Annotated in this window: 14 protein-coding genes and 1 tRNA gene; 8 read left to right on the forward strand and 7 right to left on the reverse strand. The window is 63.1% G+C overall.

What is annotated here, in order from left to right; translation table 11 throughout:
- The first annotated feature begins 238 nt into the window (after window positions 1-238).
- Window positions 239-1,660 (forward strand): MFS transporter, encoded by a 1,422-nt coding sequence (locus LHFGNBLO_RS25915; RefSeq protein ID WP_258602135.1) that lies wholly within the window; start codon window positions 239-241, stop codon window positions 1,658-1,660.
- Window positions 1,661-1,675: 15 nt separating this feature from the next.
- On the opposite strand, the gene LHFGNBLO_RS25920 is transcribed toward LHFGNBLO_RS25915, so the two are convergent.
- Window positions 1,676-2,389, reverse strand: coding sequence for an RlmE family RNA methyltransferase (locus tag LHFGNBLO_RS25920; RefSeq protein WP_258602136.1), 714 nt, complete (start codon window positions 2,387-2,389; stop codon window positions 1,676-1,678).
- Between the two features lie 58 nt (window positions 2,390-2,447).
- Complete coding sequence (locus LHFGNBLO_RS25925; RefSeq protein ID WP_258602137.1) at window positions 2,448-3,806, reverse strand: Ppx/GppA phosphatase family protein; 1,359 nt, start codon at window positions 3,804-3,806, stop codon at window positions 2,448-2,450.
- Between the two features lie 296 nt (window positions 3,807-4,102).
- Here LHFGNBLO_RS25925 and LHFGNBLO_RS25930 point away from each other — a divergent pair, with 296 nt between their 5' ends.
- The 5 genes from LHFGNBLO_RS25930 (at window position 4,103) to LHFGNBLO_RS25950 (ending at window position 7,245) form a co-directional block, all read left to right on the forward strand.
- Window positions 4,103-5,032 carry a lysylphosphatidylglycerol synthase domain-containing protein gene (locus LHFGNBLO_RS25930; protein ID WP_258609893.1) on the forward strand — a complete coding sequence of 310 codons (930 nt, stop codon included), beginning with the start codon at window positions 4,103-4,105 and terminating at the stop codon, window positions 5,030-5,032.
- A gap of 151 nt (window positions 5,033-5,183) precedes the next feature.
- Window positions 5,184-5,257, forward strand: a tRNA-Gln gene (locus tag LHFGNBLO_RS25935).
- 625 nt (window positions 5,258-5,882) lie between these two features.
- The gene (locus tag LHFGNBLO_RS25940; RefSeq protein WP_258602138.1) at window positions 5,883-6,149 is read left to right on the forward strand and encodes a hypothetical protein; all 267 of its coding nucleotides are present in this window, start codon (window positions 5,883-5,885) and stop codon (window positions 6,147-6,149) included.
- Complete coding sequence (locus LHFGNBLO_RS25945) at window positions 6,134-6,862, forward strand: hypothetical protein (protein WP_258602139.1); 729 nt, start codon at window positions 6,134-6,136, stop codon at window positions 6,860-6,862. The genes LHFGNBLO_RS25940 and LHFGNBLO_RS25945 overlap by 16 nt, the downstream gene beginning before the upstream one ends.
- Window positions 6,859-7,245, forward strand: a complete 387-nt coding sequence (locus tag LHFGNBLO_RS25950; RefSeq protein WP_258602140.1) for a hypothetical protein — start codon at window positions 6,859-6,861, stop codon at window positions 7,243-7,245. Before LHFGNBLO_RS25945 ends, LHFGNBLO_RS25950 begins: the two co-directional genes overlap by 4 nt.
- An 80-nt stretch (window positions 7,246-7,325) precedes the next feature.
- On the opposite strand, the gene LHFGNBLO_RS25955 is transcribed toward LHFGNBLO_RS25950, so the two are convergent.
- Window positions 7,326-7,784 carry an HNH endonuclease gene (locus LHFGNBLO_RS25955; RefSeq protein WP_258602141.1) on the reverse strand — a complete coding sequence of 153 codons (459 nt, stop codon included), beginning with the start codon at window positions 7,782-7,784 and terminating at the stop codon, window positions 7,326-7,328.
- Window positions 7,785-7,999: 215 nt separating this feature from the next.
- Here LHFGNBLO_RS25955 and LHFGNBLO_RS25960 point away from each other — a divergent pair, with 215 nt between their 5' ends.
- The gene (locus tag LHFGNBLO_RS25960) at window positions 8,000-8,632 is read left to right on the forward strand and encodes a hypothetical protein (RefSeq protein WP_258602142.1); all 633 of its coding nucleotides are present in this window, start codon (window positions 8,000-8,002) and stop codon (window positions 8,630-8,632) included.
- Window positions 8,633-8,659: 27 nt separating this feature from the next.
- Here the strand turns inward: LHFGNBLO_RS25960 and LHFGNBLO_RS25965 are convergent, their stop codons facing one another.
- On the reverse strand, window positions 8,660-8,971 hold the full coding sequence (locus LHFGNBLO_RS25965) for a hypothetical protein (RefSeq protein WP_258602143.1): 312 nt from the start codon (window positions 8,969-8,971) through the stop codon (window positions 8,660-8,662).
- Between the two features lie 281 nt (window positions 8,972-9,252).
- On the opposite strand from LHFGNBLO_RS25965, the gene LHFGNBLO_RS25970 reads away from it, so the two are divergent.
- Entirely contained in the window at window positions 9,253-9,543 is a 291-nt protein-coding gene (locus LHFGNBLO_RS25970) for a hypothetical protein (RefSeq protein ID WP_258602144.1), read from the forward strand.
- A 103-nt stretch (window positions 9,544-9,646) separates the two neighbouring features.
- On the opposite strand, the gene LHFGNBLO_RS25975 is transcribed toward LHFGNBLO_RS25970, so the two are convergent.
- The 3 genes from LHFGNBLO_RS25975 to nirB form a co-directional block, all read right to left on the reverse strand.
- Window positions 9,647-12,523, reverse strand: a complete 2,877-nt coding sequence (locus tag LHFGNBLO_RS25975) for a nitrate reductase (protein WP_258602145.1) — start codon at window positions 12,521-12,523, stop codon at window positions 9,647-9,649.
- A 3-nt stretch (window positions 12,524-12,526) separates the two neighbouring features.
- Window positions 12,527-12,856, reverse strand: coding sequence for a nitrite reductase small subunit NirD (gene nirD / locus LHFGNBLO_RS25980; protein ID WP_258602146.1), 330 nt, complete (start codon window positions 12,854-12,856; stop codon window positions 12,527-12,529).
- A 64-nt stretch (window positions 12,857-12,920) separates the two neighbouring features.
- Window positions 12,921-15,371, reverse strand: a complete 2,451-nt coding sequence (gene nirB / locus LHFGNBLO_RS25985) for a nitrite reductase large subunit NirB (RefSeq protein WP_258602147.1) — start codon at window positions 15,369-15,371, stop codon at window positions 12,921-12,923.
- Between the last annotated feature and the right edge of the window lie 3 nt (window positions 15,372-15,374).

Genomic DNA, 15,374 nt, shown 5'->3' on the forward strand with positions numbered 1-15,374 from the left:
CCTTTCAGGATTGGCGCTGGCTCGTAACACGTCGCGGCGCCGATGAAAAGCCGATGATTGCACACTCCCGGAAAGGTGACATTTTGCCGAAAAGACACCACCTGTGGTTGCTGGTCGCATAAAAGTGACAGTAAATTAATGCGACATCCGGGCCAAGCCGTGATACCCGCCCTTCGTGTCGGCTTGCCCCCAAGGCCGGCAAAACAATTGAGACGAATATTCAGTCCGGACGCGTTTCGTGAACCGCACCATCCCGCTCATCCTGGCGGTCGCTCTTTTCATGGAGAACATGGATTCGACCGTCATCGCGACGTCGCTGCCGGCGATCGCCATCGACATCCAGACCAACCCGATCGCGCTGAAGCTGGCGCTGACCGCCTATCTGGTGTCGCTGGCGATCTTCATTCCGATCAGCGGCTGGATGGCCGACCGCTTCGGCGCCAAAAATGTGTTTCGCGCCGCGATCGGCGTTTTCATCGTCGGCTCGGTCGCTTGCGCCCTGTCCAATTCGCTGCCGGCTTTCGTGGTGTCGCGCTTCCTGCAAGGCATAGGCGGCGCCATGATGACGCCGGTCGGACGACTGGTGCTGGTGCGCGCCACGCCGAAAAGCGAGCTTGTCGCCGCCATGTCCTGGCTGACCGTTCCGGCCTTGGTCGGACCCCTGGTCGGGCCGCCGGTTGGGGGCTTCATCACCACCTATTTCACCTGGCACTGGATCTTCCTGATCAATGTGCCGATCGGTCTGGTCGGCATATGGCTTGCCACGCGCTTTCTGCCCGAAACCGAATCGACCGAGACGCCACCGCTCGATTTCATCGGTTTCGTGCTGAGCGGCCTTGCCGCCTCCGGCGTGGTGTTCGGGCTGTCGGTGGTCAGCCTGCCTGCCTTGCCGCCGATGGCCGGCTTCATCACCGTGGCCGTCGGACTGGCCTCGGGCGCGCTTTACCTGGTGCATGCGCGCCATGCGAAAAATCCGCTGCTGGCACTGGAGCTGTTCCGCAACCAGGTGTTCCGCTCCTCGGTGCTGGGTGGTGGGCTGTTTCGCATCGGCATCGGCGCGGTGCCCTTCCTGTTGCCGCTGATGTTCCAGATCGGCTTCGGGCTGACGCCATTCCAGTCGGGCATGATCACCTTCGTCTCGGCGGTCGGCGCCATCGGCATGAAATTCGTCACCGCGCTGATCTTCCGGGTGGCCGGCTTCCGCCGTGTGCTGATTTCCGGGTCGCTGGTCGCGGCAGCCTCAATCGCCATCAACGGCCTGTTCACGCCCGAGACGCCCTATGCGCTGATCCTGGCCATGCTTCTGACTGGCGGCTTCATCCGCTCGATGTTCTTCACCGGCATCAACGCGCTGGCCTATGCCGAGATCTCGGCTGCCGACACGAGCAAGGCGACGCCGATCACCGCGGTGTTCCAGCAATTGGCAATTGCGCTTGGCGTGGCGCTGGCCGGTGGCATCCTGGAAGTGTCGACCAGCATCCATGGCGGCCCGCTGACGCTGGCCGACTTCCACATCGCCTTCTTCATCGTGGCAGCGGTATCGGCGGCAGCTTCGCTGTCGTTCGTCCGGCTGGCGCCCGATGCCGGCAATGCGGTGTCTGGACACGGCCGGCTGACAGCGCCGAAGGACCTGGAGCCCGTTAGTCCGCCCGGGAGCTGACCACCCGTCGGCCCGTCAGGCCTCGGTGGGTGTGCGCCCTTTGAAGTCCTTTGCCAGCAGATAAAGCTCGACCGATTCGTCACGCGAGGCCGGCGGCTTGACGTGATGGACCGAGCGGAAATTCTGCTTGAGCATGGAAAGCAGTTCGTTCTCGGCGCCGCCCTGAAAGGTCTTGGCGAGGAAATGGCCGCCGGGCTTCAGCACGGCGAGCGCGAAATCGGCCGCCACTTCGCACAGATACATGGTGCGGATGTGATCGGTTCTCTTGTGGCCGGTGGTGGGAGCGGCCATGTCGGAGAGCACGATATCGGGTGGACCGCCCAGCGTCTCGGCGAGCTTTTGCGGCGCCTGCGGGTCGAGAAAATCCATCAGCAGCACCGGCGCGCCGGGCACGGCATCCATTTCGAGATAGTCGATGCCGACGACATGCGGGTGTTCGGCCGTCGATTTGGTCCGCGCCGCGGCGACTTGGCACCAGCCGCCCGGGGCAGCACCGAGGTCGATGACCTTCATGCCGGGCTTGAGCAGATGATGCTTGTCGTCGATCTCGATCAGCTTGTAGGCCGCGCGCGAGCGGTAACCGTCGGCCTTGGAGCGCTGGACATAGGGATCGTTGATGTGGCGCTGCAGCCAGCGGCGCGACGATTCCTTGAGGCCACTCTTCTTCTTGATCCGCGTCTTCAAGACGCGAATGCTGGCAGAGCCTGGTTTTTCCGGTTTCTTGGTCATTGCTTGATTTCTTGTTTGAGCATGATCTTTTCCGAGAACCGGCCGCCACTTCCCGGGATCATGCTCTGGCCCGGCCATTGTTGCGCCAGACACCGTCGTCGGCCATCAGTTCACTCAATATGCCCTCGCGCAGGCCACGGTCGGCCACGCGCAGCCGCTCGGACGGCCATACCGCGCGGATCGCCTCGAGGATGGCGCAGCCGGCCAGCACGAGGTCGGCGCGGTCGGCGCCGATGCAAGGGTTGGCGACGCGTTGCTGGAAATCCCAGCCGACCAGCTTTTCGACCATGCGGTCGACGCTGTCGCGGTCCATCCACAGCCCGTCGACGCGGCGACGGTCGTAGCGTTCGAGGTCGAGGTGAACGCCGGCCAGCGTCGTCACCGTGCCCGAGGTGCCGAGCAGATGGAATTTCGGGCTGGACAACACATGGCTCAGCCGGTCGCGGCCATCGAAGGCGCGCAGGCGCACGGCGACATCCTCGACCATGGCGGCGAAGATCTCGCGCGTCACCGTGCGGCCGCCAAAACGCTCGGCCAGCGAGACGACGCCGACCGGCAGTGAGGTCCAGGAGACGATGTGGTTGGCGAGCCGTGGCGAGCGATGACCGGTGAGATCGATCAGCGCGATTTCGGACGAGCCGCCGCCGATGTCGAATAGCACGACGCCTTGCGTGTCGCGCTCGACCAGCGAGCCGCAGCCCGACACCGCCAACCGCGCTTCGGTCTGGCGGTCGATGATCTCGAGCTTCAGGCCAGCCTCGCGCTCGACGCGGTCAAGGAATTCGACGCCGTTTGCGGCGGTGCGGCAGGCCTCGGTGGCGATCAGCCTGGCCTTCCTGATCTTGCGGTTGCGCAATTTGTCGCCGCAGATTTTCAGCGCTTCGACCGCACGGTCCATCGCCGGCTGCCCAAGCCGGCCATTGGCCGTGAGCCCCTCGCCCAGCCTGACAATGCGTGAGAAGGCATCGATGACGCGGAACTGGCCATGGCGCGTCGGCACGGCGACCAGCAGCCGGCAGTTGTTGGTGCCGAGATCGAGAGCTGCAAACACCGGCAGTTCCTGCATCGGCGGCCGGTAGCCGCCCTGCTCCGGTCTTGCCTGCGGAGTCGAAGGCAAAGGCACGGGCGAGGCCACGGGAGATTGGCTGGCGGGAGTTGGGCTGGCGGCCGGCGTCGATGGTGCCGTGATGGCATGATTGTCATCGCGCGCAAAAACCTTGCGCCCGCGCCGACGCTTGCGCCGTTTCCGGGGCTTGCCCTTCTGATGCTGGGCGTCTCCTGCCTGCCCGTCGCCGGACCAAGGCTGCACCGGGCGGCCTTGCTGCCGGCCGGTGGATGGGCTTGCCGGGCCTGACGGCGGCGAAGCCCTGGACACGCCCACTTCCGGCGCGCCAACGCCGGTGTCGTGGTCTTCCACTTCAGTTCCTTCCGGCGCCGCGCGAACCGGGGAGCGGACGCAGCAGGCGCTTTCATGTGTTTTAAGTTGCCGCCAGAGTAGCAGCGCCGGGCCGGATCACCAAGAGCGGACGGGCCGAATTTTGCCGGCAACAAGAAGAGCGGGTCTTGGCAGTTGAATAGCCGGCTTCAATGAGGCATTTCTGAAATGAAGCGGTGGACAGGCTGAATCGTGGGGCGTTCCGCCCCGACTCCTAACAATGAGCTGCAACGCATGACGACACCGCCATGAACTGGGGGGCCATGAACTGGAAGGCCATGAACTGGAGGCGCTATCTCTGGCCGGTCATCGGCATTGCGGCGGTGGTGTTCTCGCTGTGGCTGTTGCTGCACGAATTGCGCGGCATCTCGCTCGACGATGTCTGGGCCGGCATCGTCGCCATCCCTACCCGCGGCTGGGTGCTGGCAGCCTTGAGCTCCGTCGTCGCCTATGCCTCGCTGGCCGGCTACGACCACATCGCGCTGCTGCATATCGGCAAAAAAGTGTCGTGGCTGTTCGTCACCTTCTGCTCCTTCACCACCTATGCGCTGTCGCACAATATCGGCGGCTCGGTGTTTTCAGGCGCGGTGATCCGCTACCGCGCCTACGGCACCAGGGGCCTGAGCGGACAGGACGTCGGCATTCTGGTGGCGATCTGCTGGATCACCTTCATGCTGTCGACGCTGTTGGTCTCCGGCATCGTGCTGGTGCTGGAGCCCGAGATCATCGACCGCTTTTCCGGCGCCCCGCACCATGGATTGGCGATCGCCGCGGGCGTCGCCATGTTGATCCTGGTCGGCGCCTATATCTTCGGCAGCTGGCTGCATCTCAAGCCGTTGAAAATCGGCCGCTTCCAGCTGCACTACCCGGCCCTGCCGATCGTGGCGCGGCAATTGCTGATCGGCCCGATCGAGCTGCTGGCAGCGGCGGCGATCATCTTCTTCGCGCTGCCCGCAGGCAATCCGGGCTATTTCGTCGTGCTCGGCGTCTTCCTGGTATCGTTCTCGATCGCTCAAATCTCGCATGCGCCGGGCGGGCTCGGCGTGTTCGAGGTCGTGTTCCTCGCCGGCCTGTCGCATATGGACCCGGTCGGCGTGCTGGCGGCACTCCTGGTGTTCCGGCTGTTCTACCTGATCATCCCGCTGCTGATCGCGCTCGGCGTCGTGCTGTTCTTCGAGCACTCGCAATACAGTCGCAGCGAGAGTTGAGGCGCGGCGACTTAGCGCGGTGATCGAAGCGTGGTGTTGAAACCCGATGATTGAAGCGCTCGGCAGGCTTGACTATTTTCCGTCGGCGGCTACAAGGCACGCGCGGCCAGTTGGCTGCCACTCCTGCGTGGTTTGTGAGAACCTCGCCTGCTGGGGAATAGGTTAACGGTAGACCCACGGACTCTGACTCCGTTAGTCCTGGTTCGAATCCAGGTTCCCCAGCCAATAAATTATCAAATAAAAACAGTTAGTTAAGCGACACGATGCCAGCGGAATCGTGTTGCATGGATTTTCCCGCTATATCGCTCAAACCCTTGTTTTCCGGACATGTCCCACACCGTCCATAACTGTCCGTGCAACACGACTGCAACACGCATTAGCTCATTTGTTCCCGTCATGTTCGTGTGAAAAGCGCGACGCTAGAGGCACCGGTCTTTAAATTCGCTTACGGCCATAGCGCCTTACCCTGACCAGTTGTTTCTCATCCTTTGTTTTCATGCTGTCTCGCGAAAAGCTGGGCTTTCGTCCCGGCTTGTCATGCGCCGTGCTACTCCGCTGTCTTTGCCATCGCTTTCGCGGGCCAGCGTCCCGCAGTGCTTCAGCGGCTGCTTTGAGCTAGGTCGCGCGAATGCTGTCGTGATGGCTGCCAAGGCACTTTGTGAAGCTCCGCTTCCGAGCCTCTTGGACAATGTTTCGCGGGCATTTGGTGGTGGAAGCTGCTCTCGAATATCTCCATTCGTATACAGTTCTTGAAACGATGCCTATACTGAACCGTGGGTGTGTTCGACCCGTGGCATAAGGGGCACGCTCCGGTCGCAAAACACCAACGGCGTTGAGGCTATCAAGGCGAATGCTGACGCGAATTCGAAACCTCAGCTCTGCACTTTTCTTCCTATTGGCTTCTGCATACGGGTTGTCGCGCTGCAGTGCGCCCGCGCCGCTCGACGAGGTTGCCGTTGACGCTCTTTATGCATCGCCACTCGCTCGACCTGCCGGCGCGATGAGCGTCTTCCATCTGGGCCACAGCCTTGTTGGCCGGGATATGCCGGCGATGCTGCAGCAGCTGGCGGACGACGGTCATCGGTATGAAAGCCAGCTTGGATGGGAACGACGTTGAAAGCGCATTGGGGGGACGCGCCCATCAACGGCTTCGAGACGGAAAACGCCCACCCGCGTTATCGGGCCGCAGACGAAGCTGCCGAGAGCGGCGAGTATGACGCTTTCGTCATGACTGAGATGGTCGAGATTCGTGATGCCATCAAATACTACGATAGCTGGGACTACGTCAGCCGATGGGCCCGGCGCGCCTGGGGAGGCCACGCCGCGACACGCGTCTACCTGTATGAAACATGGCATGCAATCGACAGCCCCGAGGGATGGCTCGAACGGCTTGATCTGGACCTTTCCAGGTATTGGGAAAATGAGATCCTGCGGCGTGCGCTGGCCGTGAGAGGAATGGAGCAACCCATCTACGTCATTCCAGCGGGGCAGGTTCTGGCGCGGTTCGTCCGAACTGTCGAGGCGCGCGCGGGTGTTGACGGGCTTGCAAGCAAGGAGGACCTTTTTGCGTTGAACGAGAATGGCGAGCAGGACATGATCCACCTCAACGACATCGGCGCCTATCTCGTCGCGCTGACCCACTACGCCGTGCTCTACCACCGCAGCCCGGTCGGGCTCCCCCACCAACTCCGGCTGGCCGACGGGAGCATGGCCGACCCGCCTGGCCAGAACGCCGCACGTCTTATGCAAGAGGTGGTCTGGCAAGTCGTAACGACCTATCCTAAGACTGGGTTGAAACAGTATGCCGGGACGGAGCCCATATCTGATTGACTAAGTGCGTCGTTGTCGGGATAGCTATCTCGGTATTAAGCCTCGTGGTCTTCACGAAAATTTCGCGAGGGCAGGATGATCCGGTCGCTGAGCAGACGCCCATCAGCGCGCAAAGCGTTGGTCGAGAGAATACGGTTGGAGCGCTTCGGGGTCTGTCCAGCCCACCTCTTGGCATGGGGCTGAATGGTATAGTGGACTGGTCCTCGGAACAGCCGTTCATCGACATCATGAAAACTGCGCGCCCATGGACAGGCCACCTTCCGCACCAGTGGGGCGGCTGGAACCTGGAGGATTTCGCCTCGCGCGGTTATCTCGATAAGGACGGATGGCTGACTTCGATTCCAAAGGATCTCGAGATGCTTCACTTGCCCGACCAGCCTTAGCTTGAGCCACTCAGCCCCAATCGCGGCCTCATGCCCACGGGTCGCGGCCCAAAATTGGCATCCACAGAAGGCCATAGACGCTATCGCTCTGCGCCTCCGAACCTAACGACTGCGCCACCGAAGGCGGCTCGCTGGGCCTGCTCCATAAGAGTAACAATTTCGTCCCGACGCCTCCAATAAGCGTCCCATAGCTCGCTGCCAACAGCGGCGCGCAAGGCGTCTTCGGGCACCGCATCTTTGACGCCGGCAATTTCCTCGAAACGTTCTAGTTGGCGATACCGTTCATCAATGTCGACAGTGCCTCGCCTAGCCGGCGATCCTTTGGCAGTCTTGCTATTGATCCATGCTCTCCAATCCAAGCCGGATTTAGATTGATTGCAGGGACCACAAGCAGGCACCAAGTTTCCAGTCACATGGAAGAAGCCCGACGGCCGACCTCCCTTTACAATCGGGCGAAGATGGTCAGTGTCCGTCTTGCGTGCGCCGCAATAGATGCACTCATCCGGATTGATGCCGGCGCGCTTGTAGAGGTTGGCCAAGTCTTCCAGCTTGACCTTTCTGGGGATGTGAAGCCAATCGTTCTCTCCCTCAAGATTACATCGCCTTATGTCAGTTACGCACAATACCGGGCTTTTATTAGGGGCGTTACCCGCAGTTACCCGCATTCGAGGCAGGCGAGATTCCCGGAGCGAAAAGATTGTGGCCGCTGGTGCGTGCCACTGGCTAAGCTAAGGTTCCTGCATGAGGCCGCATAATGCCCACCGATAGCCAGTACATTCTCGAAAGCATCAGCCAAGGCTGCGTGATGCTTACCGATGACGAGTTCTTCATCGACAGGCTGGTGAAGTATTTTGGCAATGGGAGGATCCGGTGGCACGTCGAATTCCGTGGGCATCGCATCGAGCTGACGACCGGCCAGATCAAGAAGCAGCCTACCTTCCGCAGGAAGATGCTCGAACAGGCTGGTGTGCTGCCGCCCGAGCGTACCGGGGCCAACTACAGGCGATGGGCACTCGACCTGAGGAAGAATGCCACTGAGCTTCCCTGGCGGGATAGACCAGTCGATGTCGGTTTCGCCATCGACAGGCTCACCAGCCACGGGGATGGGCGCTGGACGGTTGAATACCAAGGCAAGGCAATCAAGTTCACGACGACCAAACTCCGCAGGCAAGTCAGTTTCCGTAAACGCATGCTGGCCAAGGCCAAGGTGCTGCCGCCCCAACTGGACCCGGTTGCCTATCGGAAGTGGGTGGACTGGCTCATTCAAAACGCCACCGAGGCTGCGCCGCAGGCCGGCGGTGCCTTGGTGACAGAGAAAAGTTGGCTTGACGACCTGCCAGAGCTGGCCGGCTGGCAAAATGAAGCGCCACTCCAAGAGACCAACTAGGGCGACGGCAGGGAGCTTCCAATTCGGTCAGACGTCGACTCTAAACTCGTCTGCAAGTTCATAGTGTTCGACACTCGCCGACTCGATGAACAGGCGGGCCTCCTCGGGCAGTTTGAGCGGCTGGCGCCATTCGGTGCCGATAGCGGCTTGGATCGCAGCTACGCTTTCCCAGATTTGGACCATGCAACGGCCGCGGTCGCCGCTTTCAGGAAGCGGCCTCCCAGCATAGAAAGCGATCAGACCCGTCTGCGCGCGCAACCACGGATGACTCTTGGTGAAAGCGAATTCCCTGAATTCCGCCTCCTTGCCTGCAACGACAGTGCAGCGATAGACGCGCATTATCATCATACGTGCCTCCATCTCCCACCGCGCCTCGAACGCCACGATGCTCGTTTTCGGACTCGCATGCAATTGGTGCCAGCTTTCAGCGCCAATGGCCGCAACACTGCGTAGCCCGCCCCGACCGCCGCCGCAGCAAGCGGCCGTGGAGGGCATATATTAGCAATCAACGATATGTTAACAGCTGTGATGCAGCCTTTCGGTCTCGGGGACGGGAACCCCGATCGACGTTCCAGCGCCTTCTATGTGCCGGGACGTGCGACCGATGCGGAGCTAAACGCATGAGTGTCGAAACAGCACTGGCACAGCTGCTGCGGATGATTTATCGCCGCGCCCTGAAATTGGCAGCGTTGCCAGAGGATGAGAGAGATCTGCATTACGATCGGATCCGCTTGTCGTGTTGCGGAGCCGCTGAACGGATCGGGCAAAATCCCGACGAGGCAGCCGCCACGGCAAACAGCATGGTTGAGTTTACGCGTGCAATGGTCGGGATCATTGAGGTAGGCGGTGAGCCAGACGCAGGGCCAACCCCCAATTGGCCGCAGAGCAACAGTTCGACAATTTGGTACTGAGCGATCGCAACAGGCGTGGTCGCTGGCCATTTCATCCCCCACACCTGTCAGCCTGCAAAAGGTCAACGCTTCACGAAAGCCTGGCAGCCTGCGCTCCGCGCCCTCACTCCGCCGCCTGCACCCTGCCCGCCTGGATGATCGCGCGGATTTCGGCGCGGCAGGAGCCGCAATTGGTGCCTGCCTTCAGCGCGCTGCCGATGGCCTCGACGCTCGTGCAGCCTGCCCCTACTGCTACCGCGATCTGGTTGGCGCCAATACTGAAGCAGGAACACACGACCGCGCCGGCATCGGGCCGTTCGGCACCGGCGCGGCCGGCGACGATGCGGAAGCGTTCGCGCTGGCCGGCGTGGGTCTCGTCAAGCTGTTCCGCTGCCCAGCCGCGCGACACGGCGACCGGGCCGGGTGCGACGAACAAGGCTCCTGACAAATGATCGCCGTAGAAAGCGGCGATGCGATGCTGGCCGGCGTCGCGGTCGTGGTAGGCGAGGATGTCGGCGCCAGGCGGCGTGCCGAACAGCGAGCCGGCGAAACCGGCCCAGTCGATATCGTCATCGGCAAAGGCCAGTTCGACCCGCCAGCCGCCCCGGCATTTGGCAACGGCCCAGTAGCTTGCGGCAACCGCTGCCGGCCGCTGGCGCGTCACGGCAAAGCCGAAGGCTTTTGCCGCGAATTTCTCGATGCGGGCCGCGACATGTTTTAGCGCCGGCTGGCCGGAAACCGGGTCGGTGAGCGGTGCGGTCAGCGCGTCGAGCCGGCCCTTGGCGGCGAACTGATCGGTCCAGTGCATCGGTGCAAACAGGCTGCCCTGGCGCTGGCGCGGCGTGACCAGTGCGCGGACCAGCACGTCGCCGCGCAGGCTGGAGACGCGCACGATATCGGCGTCGCCGATGCCGAAGCGCTGCGCATCCACCGGGTGGATTTCGACGAATGGCTCGGCCATGTGCTGGGACAGGCGCGGGCTTTTGCCGGTCCGTGTCATGGTGTGCCAATGGTCGCGGACGCGGCCGGTGTTGAGGATCAGCGGATAGGCCGGGCTGGTGCGGATTTCCGTGGTGGGACGGATGGCGATGAAGCGCGCCTTGCGGTCGGGCGTGTAGAAGTTGCCGTTGGCGAAGAAGCGGGTGCTTTCACCCTCCGGTTTGCGTCCAGCCTGAACACCCGCCTCTTGCGAACGTTCAGCTTGAACACCCCCCTCTGGCCTGCCGGCCATCTCCCCCTCAAGGGGGGAGATCGGCAGCTCTTTCGGCGGCGCCTTTTCGGCAACGTCGGTGATTGGCGAAAACGACGGTGACATCCAATCTCCCCCCTTGAGGGGGAGATGGCCGGCAGGCCAGAGGGGGGTGTCTTGGCTCGGCGCCGGCCATTGGAATGGAGCAATATCTTCATACCCCTCCCGGTCGACACCGGCGTAGGCGCCGATGTCAAAATCCCGCGCGCCGTCATTCTCGAACCCCGACAAAGCGGCGTGTTCGGCGAAAACCTCCGCCGGCGAGGCATGCGCAAACGCCTCGGCAAACCCCATGCGCTTGCCGACTTCGGCAATGATCTGCCAGTCGGGTCGCGCCTCACCGGGCATGGCCAGAAAGCTGCGCTGGCGTGAGATGCGGCGTTCCGAATTGGTGACGGTGCCGTCCTTCTCGCCCCATGCGGCGGCGGGCAGCCGGACATGGGCGTGGCGGACCGTGTCGGTCTCGGCCAGAACGTCCGACACCACGACGAAGGGGCAAGCCTTGATCGCGGCTTCGACGGCGTCGGCATCCGGCATCGAATCGACCGGGTTGGTGGCCATGATCCACAGCGCCTTGACGCGCCCGTCGGCCACGCCTTGAAACATCTCGACCGCCTTCAGGCCGGCTTTTTCGGCGACCGTCGGCGCGTTCCAGAAGCGCTGCACGCGCTCGCGATGATCGGGGTTTTCAATCTCCATATGGGCGGCCAGCATGTTGGCCATGCCGCCGACCTCACGGCCGCCCATGGCGTTGGGCTGGCCGGTCACCGAAAACGGCCCTGCCCCCGGCCTGCCGATGCGGCCGGTGGCGAGATGGCAGTTGATGATGGCGTTGACCTTGTCGGTGCCCGACGACGACTGGTTCACCCCCTGGCTATAGACGGTCACGGTCTTCGCGGTCGCGGCAAACAGGCTGTAGAAGCGCCCAAGCTCGTCCTCGCTGAGGCCCGTGGCGGCGGCGACGCCGGCAAGGTCGAGCGCAGAGGCGGCAAAAAGCGCTTGCCCGAAGCCGCTCGTGTGCGCGGTGATGTAGGCGCGGTCCAGCGCGTTGTGCTGGCCGAGATAGGTGAGCAGCCCAGTGAACAACGCGACGTCGCCATCCGGCGCGATCGCCAGATGCATGTCGGCGATGTCAGCCGTCATGGTGCGGCGCGGATCGACCAGCACGATCTTCATTTCGGGCCGCTTTTCCCGGGCCGCGGCAATGCGCTGGTAGAGCACGGGGTGGCACCAGGCGAGATTGGAGCCGACCAACACGATCAGGTCGGCAAGCTCAAGATCCTCGTAGGTGCCCGGCACGGTATCGGAGCCAAAGGCGCGTCGATGGCCGGCCACGGAGGAGGCCATGCACAGGCGCGAATTGGTATCGATGTTGGCCGAGCCGATAAAACCTTTCATCAGCTTGTTGGCGACGTAGTAGTCCTCGGTCAGCAACTGGCCGGAGACGTAGAAGGCGACTGAATCCGGGCCGTGCTCGGCGATGGTTTGCGAGAAGGTCGAGGCGACGAGGTCTAGCGCCTCGTCCCAGCCGGCGCGGCGGCCGTGAATTTCCGGGTGAAGAAGCCGGCCGTCGAGGTCGATGGTTTCGGCAAGCGCCGAACCCTTGGAGCAGAGCCGGCCGAAATTCGCGGGATGGTCGGGGTCGCCGCGGACGCTGACTTCGCCGTCCGCGGCGACCTTCGCCAGCACGCCGCAGCCTACCCCGCAATAGGGGCAGGTGGTCCTCACCTCGCGCGCTTCCTCAATCTCCATGTTTCAGGCCGCGCGGCTGGCCAGCGCTTCCAGCGCAATGAACAGACGCTCGCCCTCGATCCTGACCGGAATGGTGCGCACCGCGCCCTCGTCGGCGCCGAGCGCCTTGCCCGTCTCCAGCGAAATGACCCAATTGTGCAAGGGACAGGTCACTGCCGTGCCGTGAACGATGCCCTGGCTGAGCGGCCCGCCCTTGTGCGGGCAATGGTCGTCGATGGCATAGACCTGGTCGTCGGCGGTGCGGAAAACGGCGACCTTGCCCTCCGGCGTGGCGACGCAACGGGCGCCGCGGCGCGGAATGTCCGATAGGGAGCCGATGGCGATCCAGTTCATCTAGATTTCCTTTTTGCGCGTGTTCTTGACCGAAAACCGGTTTCCACTTTTCGGGAACACGCGCTCACTCCGCAGCCTGCGCGAAGTCCACCGATGCCATCGGCTGGAATTCGTGCTTGTCCTTGCCGGAAACGCGTTCCGACCACGGGTCGACCTGAGCGAATTTCTGGCTGAAGACGAAGCGGTCGAAGAACGCCTTGCGCTTGCCGGCATCGTCCATGATCTGGCGCTTGATCTCCGGGATGCCGATGCGCTTGGCCCATTTGTAGATGCGCTCGAGATAGCGGCCCTGCTCGCGGTACATCTGCGTCAGCGCCACGATATGCTCCAGCGCCTCGTCCTCGGTCTTGACCAGGCCGAGCACCTCAGTGCCCTTGATGTCGAGGCCGGCGGCCCCGGCGAAGTGGATCTCGTAGCCACTGTCGACGCAGATGACGCCGACATCCTTGCAGGTCGCCTCGGCGCAGTTCCTCGGGCAACCCGACACCGCCATCTTGACCTTGGCCGGGGTCCACGAGCCCCACATGAACTTCTCGATGCGGACGCCCAGACCCGTCGAATCCTGCGTGCCGAAGCGGCACCAGTCCGAACCGACGCAGGTCTTCACGGTGCGCAAGCCCTTGGCATAAGCATGGCCGGAGACGAAGCCGGCCTGGCCGAGATCGGCCCACACCGCCGGCAGGTCTTCCTTGCGGATGCCGAGCATGTCGATGCGCTGGCCGCCGGTGACCTTGACCATCGGGATCTCGAACTTGTCGACGACATCGGCGATGGCGCGCAGCTCGGCGGCATTGGTGACGCCACCCCACATGCGCGGCACCACCGAATAGGTGCCGTCCTTCTGGATGTTGGCGTGGACGCGCTCGTTGATGAAGCGCGACTGGTAGTCGTCGGCATAGTCGTTCGGCCAGTCGCAGACGAGATAGTAGTTGAGCGCCGGCCGGCATTTGGCGCAGCCGCAGGAGGTCGTCCATTCCAGTTCCTGCATGACGGCTGGAATGGTCTTCAGGCTCTTGGCCATGATCAGCCGGCGGACCTCGTCATGGCCGAGCGTGGTGCAGCCGCACATCGGCTGGACCGCGGCCGGGTTGTATTTGTCGCCGATGGTCAGCACCATCAGCTTCTCGACCAGCCCGGTGCAGGAGCCGCAGGAGGCCGACGCCTTGGTGTGGGCACGCACGTCGTCAAGCGAGGTCAGGCCTTTCCCTGAAATCGCGCCGGTGATCTTTCCCTTGCAAACGCCGTTACAGCCGCAGATTTCCGCATCATCCGGCAAGGCTGCAACGGCCGCCATAGGGTCCAGGGGGGCGCCTCCCTGGTAGGACTGGCCGAAGATGAGCGTGTCGCGCATTTCGGAAATGTCGGTCTGCTTCTTCTTGAGGTCGTTGAACCAGGCGCCATCGGCCGTCTCGCCATAGAGCACGGTGCCGATGATGCGGTCGTTCTTGAGCACCAGGCGCTTGTAGACGCCGGCCGCCGCATCGCGCAGCACGATCTCCTGGCGGTCCTCGCCTTCGGCGAAGTCGCCGAGCGAGAACAGGTCGATGCCGGTGACCTTGAGCTTGGTCGGCGTATCCATGTGGACAAAGGCTGCCGCGTCGTTGCCGGCAAGTTGGCTGGCGGCAACGCGTGCCATCTCGTAGAGGGGTGCGACGAGACCGTAGACCTGGCCGCTGACCTCGGCGCATTCGCCGACCGCGTAGATGTCGGGGTCGTTGCTGCGCATGCCAGCGTCGACGACGATGCCTCTGTTAACGGCGATGCCGGCCTGCTTGGCCAGCGCCGAATTCGGCCTGATGCCCACCGCCATGACGACGAGCGTCGCCGGGATGATGGTTCCGTCGGCGAGTTCCACCTGCCCGACCTTGCCGTTGCCCGTGATCGCCTGGGTGTTGGCCTTGGTGATGACCTTGATGCCGCGCTGTTCGACGGCGCGCTGCAGGAGATAGCCGGCGGCCGGATCGAGCTGGCGCTCCATCAGCGTCGGCATGACATGCAGCACGGTGACGTCCATGCCTTGCGCGTTCAGGCCCGCAGCCGCTTCCAACCCGAGCAGGCCGCCGCCGATGACCACGGCCTTGGCCCGCGACTGGGCGGCGAGCATCATGGCCTGGACGTCGTCGAGGTCGCGATAGGTGAGCACACCCGGCAGATCATGGCCGGGCACCGGAATGATGAACGGCACCGAGCCCGTGGCGATGACCAGCTTGTCGTAGGGTTCGGTGACGCCATGATCGGAGGTGACGGTCTTTGCCTCCCGGTCGATGGCGACGATCTTGTGGCCCTTGTAGAGGGTGATGCCGTTGGCGATGTACCAGCCGTCGCCGTGGATGATGATTTCCTCAAAGGCCTTTTCGCCCGACAGCACCGGCGACAGCATGATGCGGTCGTAGTTGACCCGCGGCTCGGCGTTGAAGATGGTGACGGTGTAGCGGCCCGGCGCCTGCTCCAGCAGGTGCTCCAGCATCCGCCCGGGAGCCATGCCGTTGCCGATGATGACGAGTTTTTCGCTCATGGC

The organism is Mesorhizobium sp. AR10, from assembly GCF_024746795.1.
Classification (GTDB): Bacteria; Pseudomonadota; Alphaproteobacteria; order Rhizobiales; family Rhizobiaceae; genus Mesorhizobium.

Excerpts from the sequence above, each read along its gene's own strand:
- LHFGNBLO_RS25920 (WP_258602136.1), bottom strand. The coding sequence starts at position 2,389 with ATGACCAAGAAACCGGAAAAACCAGGCTCTGCCAGCATTCGCGTCTTG.
- LHFGNBLO_RS25930 (WP_258609893.1), top strand. The coding sequence starts at position 4,103 with ATGAACTGGAGGCGCTATCTCTGGCCGGTCATCGGCATTGCGGCGGTG.
- LHFGNBLO_RS25940 (WP_258602138.1), top strand. The coding sequence starts at position 5,883 with ATGCTGACGCGAATTCGAAACCTCAGCTCTGCACTTTTCTTCCTATTG.
- LHFGNBLO_RS25945 (WP_258602139.1), top strand. The coding sequence starts at position 6,134 with ATGGGAACGACGTTGAAAGCGCATTGGGGGGACGCGCCCATCAACGGC.
- LHFGNBLO_RS25960 (WP_258602142.1), top strand. The coding sequence starts at position 8,000 with ATGCCCACCGATAGCCAGTACATTCTCGAAAGCATCAGCCAAGGCTGC.
- LHFGNBLO_RS25965 (WP_258602143.1), bottom strand. The coding sequence starts at position 8,971 with ATGCGCGTCTATCGCTGCACTGTCGTTGCAGGCAAGGAGGCGGAATTC.
- LHFGNBLO_RS25970 (WP_258602144.1), top strand. The coding sequence starts at position 9,253 with ATGAGTGTCGAAACAGCACTGGCACAGCTGCTGCGGATGATTTATCGC.
- LHFGNBLO_RS25975 (WP_258602145.1), bottom strand. The coding sequence starts at position 12,523 with ATGGAGATTGAGGAAGCGCGCGAGGTGAGGACCACCTGCCCCTATTGC.
- nirD (WP_258602146.1), bottom strand. The coding sequence starts at position 12,856 with ATGAACTGGATCGCCATCGGCTCCCTATCGGACATTCCGCGCCGCGGC.
- nirB (WP_258602147.1), bottom strand. The coding sequence starts at position 15,371 with ATGAGCGAAAAACTCGTCATCATCGGCAACGGCATGGCTCCCGGGCGG.